Origin of the sequence: Leclercia sp. W17 (assembly GCF_003336325.1) — a bacterium.
Taxonomy (GTDB): Bacteria; Pseudomonadota; Gammaproteobacteria; order Enterobacterales; family Enterobacteriaceae; genus Enterobacter.
In genome coordinates this window covers 2,667,077-2,683,546 of the sequence record NZ_CP031101.1, presented here as the reverse complement: position 1 = coordinate 2,683,546, position 16,470 = coordinate 2,667,077, and the positions used below count along the sequence as shown (strand labels likewise).

Below are 16,470 nucleotides of genomic sequence, written 5' to 3'. Positions count from 1 at the left end.
GAGTCGGGTACATGGCGGAGGAGTGTTAAGGGTTTGATGATGCGAGACAACTTATCGTGAGATATCTTAAAATGAGTTTATGGTGAATATTTTGCCGAATAAGTGCACAGCAAAAGGTTAATTAAATGGCTAATAATGTGAGATATCAGATTTTCGTTAGTTCTACTTACACTGATTTATTCCCCGCACGGAGGAAGGTGACCGAACATATCCTGAGTATGAACCACATTCCAGCGGGCATGGAAATGTTCAGTGCAAGCGGAAGACAACAATGGAATACCATCAAAAAAGCTATAGATAATAGCGATTATTATGTATTAATCGTCGGTGAGCGTTACGGTAGTATATCCGAGACGGATGGTGTAAGCTTCACAGAAAAGGAATTCGATTACGCAAGGCAAAAAAATATACCAACGTTATGTTTTCTGCCTAGTAAATCATTTACCACAACTAAGGAAAATAGAGAGACTGACCCAGAAAAAATAGAAATGCTGGAAGTATTTAAAAAAAAGGTATTAGATGATCAGTTATGCGCTTTTTGGGATAAAGAGGATGAGTTAGTTCAAAAAGTCTCAACGGCGCTATACAAAATCTGAATCGCCACAGATAATCTAGACACTTCCGAGCCGCTGATAATATTGGTTTTCGTATTCAGTTGGTGGCATATGATCACTCGAACCATGCCGACGCTTACTGTTATAAAACATTTCGATGTAATCAAAAATATCACCGCGGGCTTCTTCTCGCGTTCCGTAGATCTTTTTCTTTATCCGTTCACGTTTCAGTAGCTGGAAAAAACTTTCTGCGACTGCGTTGTCATGACAGTTACCGCGACGGCTCATACTGCCCTCCAGCCCGTATGATTTCAGGAACGACTGCCACTCATAGCTTGTGTACTGACTGCCTTGATCAGAATGAACCAGCACCTGCTTTTGAGGATTACGTCGCCACACGGCCATCAGAAGTGCATTCAGGACAATATCCTTTGTCATCCGGGGCTGCATTGACCAGCCAATAACTTTGCGCGAGAACAGGTCAACAACCACAGCCAGATACAGCCAGCCTTCGTGAGTCCGGATGTAAGTGATGTCCGTTACCCAACGCTCATCCGGTGCTTCCGGGTTGAACTGCCGCTGGAGCCTGTTGGGCGTCACGATGCTGGTTTCACCCTTACGTGCCCGTGGGCTACGGTACCCGACCTGAGCCCTTATCCCGGCTCGCTTCATCAGTCGCCAGACACGGTTAACTCCGCACTGTTGTCCGGTATCCCGCAGGTCGAGGTGGATCTTGCGATAACCATAAACGCAACCCGACTCCAGCCAGAACTGCTTTATCAGCCCCGTCAGCCTCAGGTCAGCATGATGCCGCCGTGAATCCGGCTGCTGAAGCCAGGCGTAAAAACCACTCGGATGCACATCCAGCACCCGACAAAGCAGTCGGACAGGCCAGCAATGGGTGTTGTCACGGATAAAGGCGTACCTCAGTCGGACAGCTTTGCGAAGTACGCCGCGGCTTTTTTTAATATGTCCCGTTCGTCGGTAACCCGCTTCAGCTCTTTCTGGAGGCGTCGGATCTCGGCCTGAGCGTCTGACTGGACTTTATTGGTTGAGGAATCCGGGCCATATGCCTTTATCCAGGCATAAAGACTGTGGGTGGTGATACCGAGACGTGTTGCCACGCTGGAAACAGAATGGCCGCGATCAACAACCTGTTTTACCGCTTCAATTTTAAACTCTTCGGGATAACGCTTACCGCTCATGGGCACCTCTCTTTAAGTCATCTTAAATGACTCTGAGGTGTCTGTTAAACCCGTGGCGATTCAATCTTCACTGAAGAACCAGGAGTGGGCTGGATAAGAGGGGATGCTTCTAATCCGGAAGTTTTGACGAAGCTTGTTAAGACTATGGAAGAGAATAATAATCTTCGTGAAAGAGTGCGACTGTTGGAGGCTGAAAAATCAACCAATAAACCAGAATTATCTTTTGTAATAGATGGGCATGATCAGGCTCTAGGTGCATTAAATTTAGTTCTCCCAGAGGTAGATGCCGAAATGTTTTCTTACGATTCAATTAGACCTTTAACACGTGCCGACATACCATTCGAATTACGCAGGTACGTCAACGAGGCTGACTTAGTAGAATATAATGAACAATTACCTGAAGCAAGCGAGGTTGAAAGCTACCTCGATTCAATGCAGTTTTATTTATTCGCAAAAGATAATTTACCAGTATTCACCATAAGTAATACATCCGTTACAAAAGCTAATAATGTAAGTGTTCGTATTTCTCTACCCGATGGACTGATTGCATTGTCAACAAGTGATATGGATGATTATGCCGTGCCATCACTAAGTTTACCAAAGAATCCAATTAATGAGGCGGCAAAAAAACGGAGTGCTGCGCTTCAAGCTAGAGATAGAGGTTTTTTCCCTCTGATTGGGAACGCTCAGCGTAGTATAAATATCACAGACTTTTCCAAAAGAGACCTTTATATCGAAAGAGAAGATTACATAGAGGGTGGGTTAAGGTTTGTTAGGCAAAATACTATTGATGAAATGAGTTCTGATATACATCTCCTTCCGCTAAGGCGGGGGGCATTCGTTATAAAAGTTTCCATATTGTGTGATGAATTTCCTGATTGGGAAACGACGAATGTGTTAATATCAGTAAATTAATTTACCTGATGAATGAGACGAGAGGCTCGCCTCATTCATTAAAAATTTAGCCCCAGATTATGTCATTCCATATTTTGCACTGCTTGTGATGAAAGTATTGAAATATGCAACAATGCTCGTGAAAAAAGTAGGTTGGCGAGAATCAACATGAGTACAGAAACTGTTTACTTGCGCATTGCTGCTGATTTTTCTGTCCTTTTTAGCACTTCCGGGTTTTTTATTTAAATACGACCCGTCCAATCACTTATAACACCCTAGGCGCTACTTATAAGGAATCCCTATATCGCATTAAACGCTAACAACCTGACAGGCGCTGATGCAGCTACTTGAATCGCCACGGGTAATCTAGACACTTCCGAGCCGCTGATAATACTGGTTTCATATTCTGTTGGTGACATCTGAACGCTAGAACCATGCCGACGCTTACTGTTATAAAACATTTCGATGTAATCAAAAATATCGCCGCGGGCTTATTCCCGCGTTCAGTAGATCTTTTTCTTTATCCGTTCGCGCTTCAGCAACTGGAAAAAGCTTTTTACAACTGCATTATCGTGGCAGTTACCGCGAAGGCTCATGCTGCCCTCCAGTCCATGTGATTTCAGGAACGACTGCCACTCATGGCTTGTGTACTGACTGCCTTGATCAGAGTGAACCAGCACCTGTTTTTGGTGATTACGCCGCCATACAGCCATCAGCAGTGCATTCAGGACAATGTCCTTTGTCATCCGGGATTGCATTGACCAGCCGATAACCTTACGTGAGAACAGGTCAACAACCACGACAAGATACAGCCACCCTTCTTGGGTCCTGATGTAGGTTATGTCTGTAACCCACCGCTCATCCGGAGCATCCGGATTGAACTGTCGCTGGAGCCTGTTGGGCGACACGATACTGGCCTCGCCTTTACGTGCCCGCGGGCTCCGGTATCCGACCTGAGCCTTTATCCCGACACGTTTCATTAGTCGCCAGACTCTGTTGACTCCGCACTGTTGCCCGCTGTCCCGCAGATTGCGATAACCATAGACGCATCCCGATTCCAGCCAGAACTGTTTAATCTGTCCTGTCAGTCTCAGGTCTGCCTGATGGCGTTGTGAATGCGGCTGCTGAAGCGAGGCGTAAAAGCCACTGGGATGAACATCCAGCACCCGACAGAGCAGGCGAACAGGCCAGCAACGGGTATTGTCACGTATAAAGACGTACCTCAGTCGGACAGCTTTGCGAAGTACGCCGCGGCTTTTTTTAATATGTCCCGTTCGTCGGTAACCCGCTTCAGCTCTTTCTGGAGACAGCGGATCTCAGCCTGAACATCTGACTGTTCTTTATTAGTGGAAGAGTCCGGACCGTACTTTTTTACCCAGGCGTAAAGGCTGTGGGTGGTGATATCAAGACGTGTTGCAACGCTGGAAACAGAATAACCACGATCAACAACCTATTTGACCGCTTCAATTTTAAACTCTTCGGGATAACGCATACCGCTCATGGGCACCTCGCTTTAAGTCATCTTAAATGACTCTGAGGTGTCTGTTAAACCTGTGGCGATTCAATATAAGTAACTGATTTAATTATGATTCTTGCAAATCTCAACACCTAAAACCGCACGAGCAGTTTTTCATTGAATATCACCCAAATACAACGCGTTAATGATGCTGACCCGCCAGACAGTTCACATTCTCCGGCGGGACAAGGCACACTTTACGCAATCGGCTACCTCATGGCATAGCGAATATTTAACCTGTCGCCTTGCTTTGTCACGTCCGCTTTCACATGCCAGGCACGCTCGATCAGCTCCGGGGTCAGGACGGCATCAGGCGGACCGCTGGTCATTACCCTGCCGGATTTGAGCAGTACCAGCCGGTGGCAGTAGTTGGCGGCGAGATTCAAATCGTGCAGGGCCACCACCACCGTAATCGGTAGCTGCGTAATCAGCGTCATCAGCTCCAGCTGATACTCGATATCCAGATGGTTGGTCGGCTCATCGAGGATAAGCAGCCGTGGCTGCTGGGCCAGAGCGCGGGCGATCTGGCAGCGCTGTCGCTCTCCGCCGGAAAGCTGCCGCCACAGCCGGTGACGCAGCCCGGCAAGTTTCATCAGGCGGATAGCGTGCTCAACCGCCTGGTCATCCTTTTCACTCCAGCCAAAAAGCCCCCTGCGGTGCGGCGTGCGCCCCAGCCGGACAATCTGCTCCACGCAGAGATCGCCATCCACTCCGGCATGCTGGGGAACAAAGGCCAGCTGTTTGGCCCGATCTCTCACGGAGATTTTATTGAGCGGGGTGCCGTTCAGCTGAATATGGTGCGCATGACGCGGGAGTAACCCGGCCAGACAGCGCAGCAGCGTCGATTTTCCCGAGCCATTTGGCCCTAACAGGCCGACGATTTCACCCGCCTCCAGTTGCAGATTGATGTTGTTCAACACGTTGCGGGACTGGAAGGTGACCTGCAATCCGCTTAATGAAAGGGTCATACGTTTTTCTCCCGGCTGCGATAGAGCAGAACCACAAAGGCAGGCGCGCCGACTAACGCGGTGACCACGCCAATGGGCAGGACCTGATGGGTGATGAGCGTGCGGGAAACCACATCGGCGAGGATCATGAAATGACTCCCGACCAGGAAGGTAAGGGGAATGGAGCGGCGATGCCCGGGGCCGCACAGCATCCGGGTAACGTGCGGGATCACCAGCCCGACAAACCCCACCGCGCCAATGATACTGACCATTACCGCCGTCACCAGCGCGCAGGTGAGCAGCAGGATAATGCGCACCAGGGTGACCGGCACGCCGAGGGTAGTGGAGACCTCATCGCCAAAGGTGAAGGTATCCAGCGCTCGCGAAAAGGCGAAGATCACCATAAATCCGGCCAGCACGACCGCCAGAGCCAGAATGGCATCCGGCCAGCGAACCCCGCTCAGGCTGCCCAGCAGCCAGAACATCACGCTGCGGGACTGCTCGGCATTGGCGGAGGTGCTGACAATGTAGGCGGTCAGGGCGTTAAAGAGCTGCGTCCCGGCGATGCCCGCCAGCAATATCCGTGGCGGGCTGTCGGTCATGCCGTGGGTGATAAGCATGATAAGCCCGAACGCGCAGCAGGCGCCGATAAAGGCACCACCGCTGATGCCCAGCGTGCTGCCGCCAATCCCCAGCAACATCACACAGACGGCCCCCAGCGACGCGCCGGAGGAGATCCCAAGAAGATAGGGCTCCGCCAGTGGGTTACGCAGAATGGCCTGCATCACCAGGCCGCAAAGCGCCAGCCCCCCTCCGCTGCAGGCGGCCATCAGGGCCCGGCTCATGCGGTACTGCCAGACAATGCCCTCCTCAACCTGGGGCAGCACATAGCTACCCAGACCCAGACCGTTGAGAATGGCTTTACCTGCGTTCGCATACGACACCGGCATATCCCCGACGGTGGCAGCGAAAACCAGCATCAACGGCAGCGTCACTATCCCGACGGCCATCAGGCTATGCTGCCGCCAGCGCGGCAGGGTAAAGGGGGCGCGGAGAGTCATGATACTCATTGTTCAGCCTGGAACGTTGCCAGTTTTTCGCCGATCGCCTCAACGGCATCGACATTACGCAGGGAGGGGTTAAGTGACATCGCGGGTACCACCACGATCTGCCCCTTTTTCACGGCGGGGATGTTTTGGGTCACCGGATCGTCGTTTAAAAAGGCCTTTTTGACCGCCACATCATCCGCAGGGTAGAGACGGCGGGACATCTCAGCGATGACGATTACGTCAGGCTGCGCCTGGGCGATATGCTCCCAGGTCACGGCAGGCCATTCGTCATGGGAATCAATGATATTTTTCAGCCCAAGCGTGTGGCTGATCCACCCCGGCGCACCGTAATCGCCGGCCACCCAGGGATCGCCTTTCAGACGGCTGCTGGAGAACCAGAACACCACTTTCAGGGGACGAGTCTGTTGCGCGGCAGCACGGACCTGTGCCTGCTGAATACGCTGTTTCAGCGCCTCGTTAAGCGCATTACCCTGCGGCTGAACGTCGAAAATGGTCGCCAGTTCATCGATTTCGCGTTCGATTTCGGCGATGGAAAACGGTGTGCTCCGCGCCCCGTCGCCGTTCGAGCTGTCGGTGACGCTTTTGCCAATGCAGTCGGCAGGGGAGATCCAGGTCGGGATCCCCAGTGTGGCGAACTGTTCCCGGCTGCCCGTTTCCCCCTGCGGCCCGATATGCCAGTGATACTGGGCCAGCACCAGATCAGGACGCTCCGCGGTGACCGCTTCAAAGGAAGGGGCATTATCCGCCAGCTTTTTCAGTCCGTTACCCTGTTTTGCCAGCGCATCGGGCAGGGGGCCAAACCAGACTGAGGTTGCGCTGATCTTCTTTTCGAGCCCCAGCGCCAGCAGTAATTCCGTCTCGTGTTGCCCCACCGTCACCACCCGTTGCGGGGCCTGAGTAAAGGTCTCCTTGACCCCGCAGTTCTCTACCGTCAGCGGATAAACCGTGGCGGCGAATAGCGGCTGCACGAATAAAGTAAGGACAAAAGCCAGCGCCCTGTTTTGATTAAACACGTTCTCACCCTCATAAATGTTATGTTATAACATAATACATATTATGCGAGCAGGCGCAAAAGGTTAATCATCAGGAGTAAAAAAGGGCGGCTGTCGCCCCTGCTATACGTCCCAGGCGTGGGGCGCGAAAAGGTAGCCTTTGTTACGCACGGTTTTAATGCGGAACGGCTCGGTAGCGTTATCCAGCAGCTTCTTGCGCAGGCGGGAGATGGCCACGTCCACGCTACGGTCCAGTCCATCGTAGCTGACGCCGCGCAGGTTTTTCAGCAGCGCGTCCCGATCCATAATCTGTCCGGCATGGGTTGCCAGCTCCCACAGTAGATCGAAATCAGCCGTCGACAGCGCCACCTGCTCGCCGGAAAGCAGCACCTGACGATTGACCGGATCGATGGAGAGTGTGCCAAAACGCAGCGCCTTGTGCGGGGTGAGCTGCGGGGCCGGGGATTCGCTGGAGGCGGCAACGTGCTGGCGCAGATGCAGGCGCACGCGCGCCAGGAGTACAGCTGGAGGGGTGGTTTTGAGGATGTAGTCGTTTGCCCCCATCTCCAGGGACAAAATGTGGTTCATGTCGCTGTCGAGGGAAGTAAGCAGCACAATCGGACCGTTCCAGCGGGCGCGCAGATCCCGGCACAGGGTCATGCCATCTTTACCCGGTAGCATAATATCCAGCAGCACCAGATCGGGTTTTTCCCGCGCCACCACCTCTTCTGCGCGGTCGCCGCGTGGTTCGACGATGACCTCAATATCATGTTTACCCAGATAAGCGGCGATCAACTGACCGACTTCGGGTTCATCCTCAACGTATACGATCTTGTTCATAGCAAGGCTGTGTCTGCGGAAAACGCCAACATACACCGCGCAACCTTAACCTTCCATTAATCATTCGCAAAATGTTGCCGTTCCGTTATGCTGCCCGACATTGTTATTGTCTTGTTAAGGGGAGAAGGATGGGACTGGTGATAAAAGCGGCGTTGGGTGCGCTGGTGGTGTTACTGATTGGGGTACTGGCGAAAAGCAAAAATTATTACATTGCCGGGTTGATTCCGCTGTTTCCCACCTTTGCCCTCATTGCCCACTATATCGTCGCTTCGGAGCGCGGGATCGAGGCGCTGCGGGCGACCATCGTGTTTGGCATGTGGTCGATTATTCCCTATTTTCTCTATCTGCTTTCGCTCTGGTACTTCACCGGCATGATGCGTTTGCCCCTGGCGCTGGGCGGGGCGGTACTCTGCTGGAGCCTCAGCGCCTGGGTGTTAATTTTCTGCTGGAGCCGCTTTCACTAACGTAAAGGACGCCCGCCATCCACACCAAAGGATCGGCCCGTGACGTAGCGGCTGGTCAGAATGTAGTCGATTAAATCAATCACCTCTTTTTCTCCCGGGGCGATTTTCATCAGGGACTTATTCAGCGCCTTCTGGCGATAGTCAGCATCGTCATGTTCATTAAACATGATCAGCGACGGCGCGATGGCGTTGACTTTCACCTCCGGGGCCAGCTTGCGGGCAAACGAGCGGGTCATGTTATCCAGCGCGGCTTTGCTGGCGGCGTAAGCAATGTGCTTATCGCTGCCGCGCTCAACCACGTAGTCGGTAAAATGGATGATGTCGCTGGCGGCATGGCCGTGGCCGCGCAACAGCCCCTGCAGGGCGTGGTTGAGCAGGTAAGGGGCATGGACATGGATCTGCAACATGCAGGAGAGCGTGTCGCTGAGCGAGTGCTCCGGGGATTCCGCCATCCATGCGCTGGCATTATGGATGATGGCGCGTAAGCCGGTGGTTTCCGCTTTTACCTGGTCGGCAAAGGCCAGAATGCCCTCGTCAGAGGAAAAATCCGCCTGAATACAGGTTGCACCCGCCTCGCACAGGGTCTCAATCGCCGGGTATTTTGTGCGATAGCTGACAATGACAGGCTGGTGAAGATTCAAGAAATGGTGGGCAAGCGCGAGGCCGATACGACGACCTCCGCCAGTAATCAGGATCGGGAGCGGTTTTGCCTGTCCCATCGTGTTCTCCTTATCCGTTCGACGATGGGACGCGGTTGCTTATCCCATCAACATCCACGTTGCCGGTAGTGCGGCAACCAGTAATAAGCCAATCAGCACGATTTCACGGCGCTTCAGCGCGTGCTGGAGCTGGTGCGTGCGACGGGCATAAATAAACACCAGCAGTCCCGGCGCATAGAGCACGACGGAGAGCAGCAGATGCATCGGTCCGGAGGCATACAGCAGCCATAAGCCGTAAATACAGGCGCCCATCCCCACGACGGTATGCATCGGTCGGGTAGCTATTTTTAACAAATATGCGCCCACCAGGAAATAGGGTACCAGAATCATCTCGGAGGCGATGGTTAACAACGTGTTATAGTCTGAACCTGTGAGCCAGATCAGCACCAGACAGATCTGCACGCTGATGTTGGTCAACCACAGCGACGCGGACGGCGCATTGTTTTTGTTCTGCCGCGCGAACAGACGCGGGAAGGCTTTATGGGTTGCGGCCAGGAACGGCACTTCTGCCGCCATAATGGTCCAGCTTAGATAGGCGCCGCATACGGAGACGATCAGACCGGCGGCAATCACCACCTCGCCCCAGGAACCCATCATTTTCACCATCAGGCCCGCCATCGAGGGGTTACGCATCTCCGCCAGTTCCGGACGCGCCACCACGCCCAGGGAGAGCAGGGTGACCAGCAGATAGACCCCTAATGCGGCCAGTACGGCCAGCAGCGTGGCGCGGCCAACATCGTGCTTATTGCGCGCCCTGGCCGAGACAACCACCGCGCCTTCCACCCCGATAAAGACCCACAGGGTGATCAGCATGGTGTTTTTCACCTGCTCCCAGACCGGGACACCCAGCGCCACGCCGGAAAAGTCCATGCTGAAGAGATCGAGACGAAACGCAATAAACGCCAGCACGATAAAGAGCCCCAGCGGCACCAGCTTCGCAAGCGTTGCGACCAGGTTGATACTGGCCGCGGTCTGGACGCCGCGCAGTACCAGGAAATGCACGACCCACAGCAGCACCGAGGAGCCGACAATGGATTGCCAGGTATTGCCATCGCCAAACAGGCGCAGTTCAGGGGAGTCGGTAAAGAAACTGAGCGCAGAGAAGACGATCACCAGATAAGAGACGTTGGCGATCACCGCGCACAGCCAGTAGCCCCAGGCGGAACAGAAACCCACCAGCTCACCAAAGCCTTCACGGGCGTAGGTAAAAATACCGCCGTCGAGGTCGGGACGAATGCGCGTCAGCAGCAGCATGGCGAAGGCCAGCAGCAGGATCCCGATGCCGGTGATCCCCCAGCCGATAAGCAGCGCAGACGGGCTGGCGACGGCCGCCATATTCTGCGGCAGACTGAAGACACCCGCACCGAGCATGGAGCTTAAAACAAGCGCAGTCAAAGCGCTCAGGCCAAGTTTCTTTTCCATTGGCATCCTGTTTAAAAAGGGGTCGGTTCCAGAATAATTATTTCGTCGAAGCGCATAAAAATGGTGAATAACGCTAAGGCGCGGGATTTTACGGAGTGTTACGAGCGCATGCAATGAGGAAGGGCTGAATTGTGGCGGTAAAGCGAAAAAAAAGGCGGCATAACGCCGCCTGAGTGAACCCGGGTACTTATTTGTACAGGTCAGCGCTGATGGTCATGTTATTACCGCGCTCCTGCCACTGGCGGGTGATGTGGTAATACTTGGCCCCTTTCTTCGCCGCACGCTTCGCCACCTGGTAAGAAATTTCGGTCATGTTGCCGTAGTTACCGGTGAACTTGATGCTGTCGAACGGAATCATCTGCGCGGCAGTGGCGTTGTTCAGCTCTTCAATTTTGGTGCCGTCGTTGAGCGTAACGCTGTAGCGACCGCCTTTGGTGGTCTGGGTTTCGAAGAAACGGCCCACACCGGCAACGGAAGCGCCTGGTGCAGCGCTGGTCGCCACGCCCGGGATTTCCACTTTCTTCGCTTCTTCGCCGCCTTTGGCAATGGCTGCGCGGCCAGCATCAGAGTCAGCCGGGATGGCATCCGGGCTCTGCAGGACACGTTTTTTCGCATCTTTTTTGTAGATGTAAGCAGTGATGCGCTGGTTGCCGCCCTGGTTAGCATCGATCTGGCGAACGATGTAGTAGGAGTCAGCCCCTTTCGCTTTTGCGGCTTTGGTGATGGCGTCGTTCACTTCCGGCTGGCTGCGGTAGAAGCCCTGGATGGTGACAGTATCATACGGCTCAAGCAGAACGGCCTGATCTTTCGGCAGCTCCATCACGCCGTTGATCACACGGTTTTTCACCTCATCCGCTTTCGGGGCATCGGCTTTATAGAGCGCAACGGTGACGCGCTGGTTGCCGCTGCTGCCGTATTCGGAGTTATCCACGACGTAGAATGCGGCGGCGCCCTCTTTATCGGCACGTTTGGAGGCGGCATTAACTGCATCGCCAATTGCGTTAAAACGACCTACGATCGTAACGTGATCGTAAGGTTTCGTTGCAGCCGCTTGCTCCGGCGTTAACTCTGTCGCGGCATTGGCAGACAGAGCGGTCGCAGCAAGGAGTGCGGACGCCAGGAGAGTGTTCTTAAGCTTCATAAAAATAATCCTTCGCCTTACGCAAACCAGGTACTGGTGTCGTTGTTAATTTGAAAACGTTGACGATTATTGCATTTAACACCCTCTGCTGTCTGCGCCATTTTTTACAGCGAGCAGCAAGGGGGCGATCAATTTCCATAACCTTTAGAGATATGTTGAAAAAATACCCGTTTGACCACTAAAACTAATAAAGCATATAACTTTCACAAGTTGATTTAATGTTAATAAGTTGTTTCTAGCTGGCGCTATATCGTGTTTTTACCGCTTCGACTGAGCTAAACATCGGCCCTGGCGACGAAATAAAGGTAGATATGCCTGTCAGAGATGCAGATCACTTATTTTTGACAGTTAAAGGCATAAAAAGTGTTTTCTTGCTGTGGATCACAGGCGGTATTTTCAGTAGGTTATAGAAAGTTTGTTACTGTTTTATTTTCTGCGGATAGTCGTGAGCGGCAGGTTAACGCCTGTTGCTGTCGTTATATATCCGTGATGAATATTCGACAAACCATCATCAAAAACCGATGGAAGGGATTACTATGCGTATTGGGGTACCAAGAGAACGGTTTGCCAATGAAACCCGTGTAGCGGCGACACCAAAAACGGTGGAACAGCTCCTAAAACTGGGTTTTACCGTCGCGGTTGAAAGCGGCGCAGGCAAGCTGGCAAGTTTCGATGACGAGGCGTTTGTTCAGGCGGGCGCAGAGATTGTAGACGGCGCAAACGTCTGGCATTCGGATGTCATTCTGAAGGTCAATGCACCAGAAGAGGATGAAATCGCGCTGCTCAATCCGGGCACCAGGCTGGTGAGCTTCGTCTGGCCAGCCCAGAACCCGGAGCTGATGGAGAAGCTGGCGGCGCGCGGCGTCACCGTCATGGCGATGGACTCTGTGCCGCGTATCTCGCGTGCGCAGTCGCTGGATGCCCTGAGCTCAATGGCGAATATCGCCGGTTATCGCGCCATCGTCGAGGCGGCACATGAGTTTGGTCGCTTCTTTACCGGCCAGATCACCGCTGCGGGTAAAGTCCCACCCGCGAAGGTCATGGTGATTGGCGCAGGCGTTGCCGGTCTGGCCGCCATTGGTGCGGCGAACAGTCTCGGCGCGATCGTTCGTGCTTTTGATACCCGTCCGGAAGTAAAAGAACAGGTGCAGAGTATGGGCGCCGAGTTCCTGGAACTGGACTTCAAAGAAGAGGCGGGCAGCGGCGACGGCTACGCCAAAGTGATGTCCGAAGCCTTTATTAAAGCCGAGATGGCGCTGTTCGCCGCCCAGGCGAAAGAGGTGGACATCATTGTCACCACCGCGCTCATTCCGGGCAAACCGGCACCGAAACTGATCACCCGCGAAATGGTCGACTCTATGAAGGCCGGTAGCGTGATCGTCGATCTGGCTGCGCAAAACGGCGGTAACTGCGAATACACCGTTCCGGGTGTGGTCACCACCACCGCTAACGGCGTGAAGGTGATCGGCTATACCGATCTGCCGGGCCGTCTGCCAACCCAGTCCTCCCAGCTCTACGGCACCAACCTGGTGAACCTGCTGAAGCTGCTCTGCAAAGAGAAAGACGGCACGATCACCGTTGATTTCGAGGACGTCGTCGTGCGTGGCGTCACCGTGGTCCGTGAGGGTGAAATCACCTGGCCAGCACCGCCAATTCAGGTTTCCGCGCAGCCGCAGGCCGCCGCCAAAGCCGCTCCTGCACCAAAAGAGCCTGAAAAACCCGCTTCGCCGTGGCGTAAGTACGCCTTGATGGCGCTGGCCATTATCCTCTTTGGCTGGCTGGCAGACGTGGCGCCGAAAGAGTTCCTCGGCCACTTCACCGTCTTCGCGCTCTCCTGCGTGGTGGGTTACTACGTGGTGTGGAACGTTTCCCATGCGCTGCATACGCCGCTGATGTCGGTTACCAACGCCATCTCCGGGATCATTGTGGTCGGAGCATTATTGCAGATTGGTCACGGCGGCTGGGTCAGTTTCCTGAGCTTTATCGCGGTACTGATCGCCAGTATCAATATTTTCGGTGGTTTCACCGTGACTCAGCGCATGCTGAAAATGTTTCGTAAGGGATAAGGGGTAACCTATGTCTGGAGGATTAGTTACCGCTGCATACATTGTTGCCGCGGTCCTGTTTATTTTCAGCCTCGCGGGGCTTTCAAAACATGAAACGTCGCAGCAGGGCAACAATTTTGGTATCACCGGGATGGCGATTGCGCTGATTGCCACGATTTTCGGACCGGACACCGGCAACGTCGCGTGGATCCTGGTGGCGATGATCATCGGCGGTGCGATTGGTATTCGTCTTGCCAAACGCGTAGAAATGACCGAGATGCCGGAACTGGTGGCGATCCTGCACAGTTTCGTCGGTCTGGCGGCGGTACTGGTTGGCTTTAACAGCTACCTCTATCACGAGCCGGGGATGGATCCGATTCTGGTCAATATCCACCTGACCGAAGTGTTCCTTGGCATCTTCATCGGGGCGGTGACCTTTACCGGTTCTATCGTGGCGTTCGGTAAGCTGCGCGGCAAAATCTCCTCTAAACCGCTGATGCTGCCAAACCGTCACAAGCTTAACCTCGCCGCGCTGGTGGTGTCGTTTCTGCTGATGGTAGTCTTCGTGCGCACCGACAGCGTGGGCTTGCAGGTACTGGCGCTGCTGGTGATGACTATCATCGCGCTGGCATTCGGCTGGCACCTGGTGGCCTCTATCGGGGGTGCCGATATGCCGGTGGTGGTTTCCATGCTGAACTCCTACTCCGGTTGGGCGGCGGCGGCGGCGGGCTTTATGCTGAGCAACGACCTGCTGATCGTCACCGGTGCGCTGGTGGGTTCCAGCGGTGCGATCCTCTCCTACATCATGTGTAAAGCGATGAACCGTTCGTTCATCAGCGTGATCGCCGGGGGCTTTGGTACCGACGGACAAACTTCCGGCGGTGACGAAGAGGTGGGTGAGCATCGTGAAATCAGCGCGGAAGAGACCGCTGACATGCTGAAAAACTCGCACACGGTTATCATCACCCCAGGCTACGGCATGGCGGTAGCGCAGGCGCAGTATCCGGTTGCGGAAATCACCGAACGTCTGCGTGCCCGCGGCATCAAGGTGCGCTTTGGTATTCACCCGGTTGCCGGGCGTCTGCCGGGCCACATGAACGTGCTGCTGGCAGAGGCGAAAGTGCCTTACGATATCGTGCTGGAGATGGATGAGATCAACGACGACTTCTCTGACACCGACACCGTGCTGGTTATCGGCGCCAACGACACCGTCAACCCGGCGGCACAGGACGATCCGAAGAGCCCGATCGCCGGTATGCCGGTTCTGGAAGTGTGGAAGGCGCAGAACGTTATCGTCTTTAAACGCTCCATGAACACCGGTTACGCAGGCGTCCAGAACCCGCTGTTCTTTAAAGAGAACACCCACATGCTGTTTGGCGATGCCAAGGCCAGCGTGGATGCGATCTTAAAAGCGCTGTAAGCCTCTCTTATCCACATTGATCAAACCGCCCAACAGGGCGGTTTTCTTATTTCTGCCGCCAATGTATTCCATCTGTCTATACTTTTAACTTTGTGTAAAGGGAGGAGAGATAATGCGGTTTTTGTCCCACTTCGATTTTCTGGCGCTCATGATGACCCCCACGTTCTGGATTGGCTTTGGTACCGTGGTGGTGGTGACGCTTCTGGTTTACTGGCTGTTGAAGCGCATCATCACCTTTGTACACAAGGGGATCACCAACTGGGGCGATAAGCATCCCACCACACGCCGGATGCAGCTGATCCTCACCGAGATGCTGAACAGAACCAGCCGGGTCATGCTCTTTGTGGTCGCTTTTCTTATCAGCCTGCGCTTCGTGGAACTTCCTGACCGCCTCTCCGGCACTCTCAGCCACGCCTGGTTCCTGGTGCTGGCGATTCAGGTGGCGCTGTGGATGGATCAGGGGGTAGTCTCCTGGCTACGACACGTGATGCTGGCGCCGGGAAGCCATAAAAATCCTGTGACGCTGGTGATCACCGGCCTGATCCTGCGGGCGATTGTCTGGTCAGTGATGCTGCTCTCTATTCTTGCCAATGCGGGCGTTAATATCACGGCGCTGGTTGCCAGCCTGGGGGTTGGGGGTATCGCCATTGCGCTGGCGGTGCAAACTATCCTGAGCGACGTCTTCGCTTCGCTATCGATAGGGTTCGATAAACCCTTTGAAATTGGCGATTTCGTGGTGTTTAACGACGTGGCCGGGACGGTGGAGCATATCGGTCTTAAAACGACGCGTATTCGCAGCCTGAGCGGGGAGCAGATTGTCTGCGGAAATGCGATCCTGCTTCAGCAAACGCTGCACAACTATAAGCGTATGCAGACGCGCCGTATCGTCTTTACCTTCGGCGTCGCCAGCGATACGCCGCCTGAGAAGCTGCGCATCATTGGCGATAACGTGAAAAAAATCATCACCGATATCGGCGAAACGCGTTTCGACCGTGCCCATCTGCTCGGTTTTGACAAAGACCGTCTCACCTTTGAGGTGGTGCATATCGTCAACACCGCGGATTACAACAAATACATGGATATCCAGCAGGAGATCAATATCCGTATCCTGGAGAGCCTGAATGAGGAGGGGGTAAAACTGGCCCTGCCGAGCATGGTGCTGCATGCGCCGTGGATGAAAGAGGGCGACAGCGCACAGCCTTCGACACAGCCCGCCACCGAGAGTTAGAAAAAAAGCCCGC

13 protein-coding genes and 2 pseudogenes are annotated in these 16,470 nt (G+C 54.0%); 6 read left to right on the top strand and 9 right to left on the bottom strand.

What is annotated here, in order from left to right; all coding sequences use genetic code 11:
- The first annotated feature begins 197 nt into the window (after window positions 1-197).
- A complete protein-coding gene (locus DVA44_RS13095) occupies window positions 198-596 on the top strand; it encodes a DUF4062 domain-containing protein (protein WP_246843570.1) in 399 nt (132 codons plus the stop codon).
- A gap of 15 nt (window positions 597-611) precedes the next feature.
- On the opposite strand, the gene DVA44_RS13090 is transcribed toward DVA44_RS13095, so the two are convergent.
- Window positions 612-1,759, bottom strand: a protein-coding gene (locus tag DVA44_RS13090) for an IS3 family transposase (protein ID WP_114386812.1) whose coding sequence is annotated in 2 segments (ribosomal slippage) — window positions 612-1,522 and window positions 1,522-1,759 — 1,149 coding nt in all. Because the reading frame shifts where the segments join, the coding sequence is not laid out codon by codon here.
- A 144-nt stretch (window positions 1,760-1,903) separates the two neighbouring features.
- Between DVA44_RS13090 and DVA44_RS13085 the strand changes: the two genes are divergently transcribed.
- Window positions 1,904-2,674: a hypothetical protein gene (locus DVA44_RS13085; RefSeq protein WP_114387183.1), complete on the top strand. Its 771-nt coding sequence runs from the start codon at window positions 1,904-1,906 to the stop codon at window positions 2,672-2,674.
- 345 nt (window positions 2,675-3,019) lie between these two features.
- Here the strand turns inward: DVA44_RS13085 and DVA44_RS13075 are convergent.
- The 5 genes and pseudogenes from DVA44_RS13075 to rstA all read right to left on the bottom strand — a co-directional run bounded on the left by DVA44_RS13075 (window position 3,020) and on the right by rstA (window position 8,018).
- Window positions 3,020-4,154: pseudogene (locus DVA44_RS13075) on the bottom strand (IS3 family transposase).
- Between the two features lie 224 nt (window positions 4,155-4,378).
- Window positions 4,379-5,137 (bottom strand): ABC transporter ATP-binding protein, encoded by a 759-nt coding sequence (locus tag DVA44_RS13070; RefSeq protein ID WP_114387181.1) that lies wholly within the window; start codon window positions 5,135-5,137, stop codon window positions 4,379-4,381.
- Window positions 5,134-6,177: an iron ABC transporter permease gene (locus DVA44_RS13065; RefSeq protein WP_246843636.1), complete on the bottom strand. Its 1,044-nt coding sequence runs from the start codon at window positions 6,175-6,177 to the stop codon at window positions 5,134-5,136. The genes DVA44_RS13070 and DVA44_RS13065 overlap by 4 nt, the downstream gene beginning before the upstream one ends.
- A 5-nt stretch (window positions 6,178-6,182) precedes the next feature.
- A pseudogene (locus DVA44_RS13060) lies at window positions 6,183-7,213 on the bottom strand (ABC transporter substrate-binding protein).
- Between the two features lie 88 nt (window positions 7,214-7,301).
- Window positions 7,302-8,018 (bottom strand): two-component system response regulator RstA, encoded by a 717-nt coding sequence (gene rstA / locus DVA44_RS13055; RefSeq protein ID WP_114387179.1) that lies wholly within the window; start codon window positions 8,016-8,018, stop codon window positions 7,302-7,304.
- Between the two features lie 128 nt (window positions 8,019-8,146).
- Between rstA and DVA44_RS13050 the strand changes: the two genes are divergently transcribed.
- Window positions 8,147-8,482, top strand: a complete 336-nt coding sequence (locus DVA44_RS13050; RefSeq protein WP_103179408.1) for a GlpM family protein — start codon at window positions 8,147-8,149, stop codon at window positions 8,480-8,482.
- Here the strand turns inward: DVA44_RS13050 and folM are convergent.
- From folM to ydgH, 3 genes are all read right to left on the bottom strand, one after another.
- Entirely contained in the window at window positions 8,479-9,201 is a 723-nt protein-coding gene (gene folM / locus DVA44_RS13045) for a dihydromonapterin reductase (RefSeq protein ID WP_114387178.1), read from the bottom strand. The genes DVA44_RS13050 and folM overlap by 4 nt on opposite strands.
- Before the next feature lie 39 nt (window positions 9,202-9,240).
- Window positions 9,241-10,623 (bottom strand): amino acid permease, encoded by a 1,383-nt coding sequence (locus DVA44_RS13040; protein ID WP_114387177.1) that lies wholly within the window; start codon window positions 10,621-10,623, stop codon window positions 9,241-9,243.
- A gap of 187 nt (window positions 10,624-10,810) precedes the next feature.
- Entirely contained in the window at window positions 10,811-11,764 is a 954-nt protein-coding gene (ydgH, locus tag DVA44_RS13035; protein ID WP_114387176.1) for a DUF1471 family protein YdgH, read from the bottom strand.
- A gap of 536 nt (window positions 11,765-12,300) precedes the next feature.
- On the opposite strand from ydgH, the gene pntA reads away from it, so the two are divergent.
- The 3 genes from pntA to DVA44_RS13020 all read left to right on the top strand — a co-directional run bounded on the left by pntA (window position 12,301) and on the right by DVA44_RS13020 (window position 16,457).
- Window positions 12,301-13,830 carry a Re/Si-specific NAD(P)(+) transhydrogenase subunit alpha gene (gene pntA / locus DVA44_RS13030; RefSeq protein WP_114387175.1) on the top strand — a complete coding sequence of 510 codons (1,530 nt, stop codon included), beginning with the start codon at window positions 12,301-12,303 and terminating at the stop codon, window positions 13,828-13,830.
- A 10-nt stretch (window positions 13,831-13,840) separates the two neighbouring features.
- Window positions 13,841-15,229, top strand: coding sequence for a Re/Si-specific NAD(P)(+) transhydrogenase subunit beta (gene pntB, locus DVA44_RS13025; protein WP_114387174.1), 1,389 nt, complete (start codon window positions 13,841-13,843; stop codon window positions 15,227-15,229).
- Between the two features lie 112 nt (window positions 15,230-15,341).
- A complete protein-coding gene (locus DVA44_RS13020; RefSeq protein WP_114315148.1) occupies window positions 15,342-16,457 on the top strand; it encodes a mechanosensitive ion channel family protein in 1,116 nt (371 codons plus the stop codon).
- Window positions 16,458-16,470: the final 13 nt, after the last annotated feature.

What these genes read in the sequence shown, in the direction of transcription:
- DVA44_RS13020 (WP_114315148.1), top strand. Translation starts at nt 15,342, where the DNA reads ATGCGGTTTTTGTCCCACTTCGATTTTCTGGCGCTCATGATGACCCCC.
- DVA44_RS13085 (WP_114387183.1), top strand. Translation starts at nt 1,904, where the DNA reads ATGGAAGAGAATAATAATCTTCGTGAAAGAGTGCGACTGTTGGAGGCT.
- DVA44_RS13065 (WP_246843636.1), bottom strand. Translation starts at nt 6,177, where the DNA reads ATGACTCTCCGCGCCCCCTTTACCCTGCCGCGCTGGCGGCAGCATAGC.
- rstA (WP_114387179.1), bottom strand. Translation starts at nt 8,018, where the DNA reads ATGAACAAGATCGTATACGTTGAGGATGAACCCGAAGTCGGTCAGTTG.
- DVA44_RS13040 (WP_114387177.1), bottom strand. Translation starts at nt 10,623, where the DNA reads ATGGAAAAGAAACTTGGCCTGAGCGCTTTGACTGCGCTTGTTTTAAGC.
- DVA44_RS13050 (WP_103179408.1), top strand. Translation starts at nt 8,147, where the DNA reads ATGGGACTGGTGATAAAAGCGGCGTTGGGTGCGCTGGTGGTGTTACTG.
- DVA44_RS13070 (WP_114387181.1), bottom strand. Translation starts at nt 5,137, where the DNA reads ATGACCCTTTCATTAAGCGGATTGCAGGTCACCTTCCAGTCCCGCAAC.
- pntB (WP_114387174.1), top strand. Translation starts at nt 13,841, where the DNA reads ATGTCTGGAGGATTAGTTACCGCTGCATACATTGTTGCCGCGGTCCTG.
- pntA (WP_114387175.1), top strand. Translation starts at nt 12,301, where the DNA reads ATGCGTATTGGGGTACCAAGAGAACGGTTTGCCAATGAAACCCGTGTA.
- ydgH (WP_114387176.1), bottom strand. Translation starts at nt 11,764, where the DNA reads ATGAAGCTTAAGAACACTCTCCTGGCGTCCGCACTCCTTGCTGCGACC.
- folM (WP_114387178.1), bottom strand. Translation starts at nt 9,201, where the DNA reads ATGGGACAGGCAAAACCGCTCCCGATCCTGATTACTGGCGGAGGTCGT.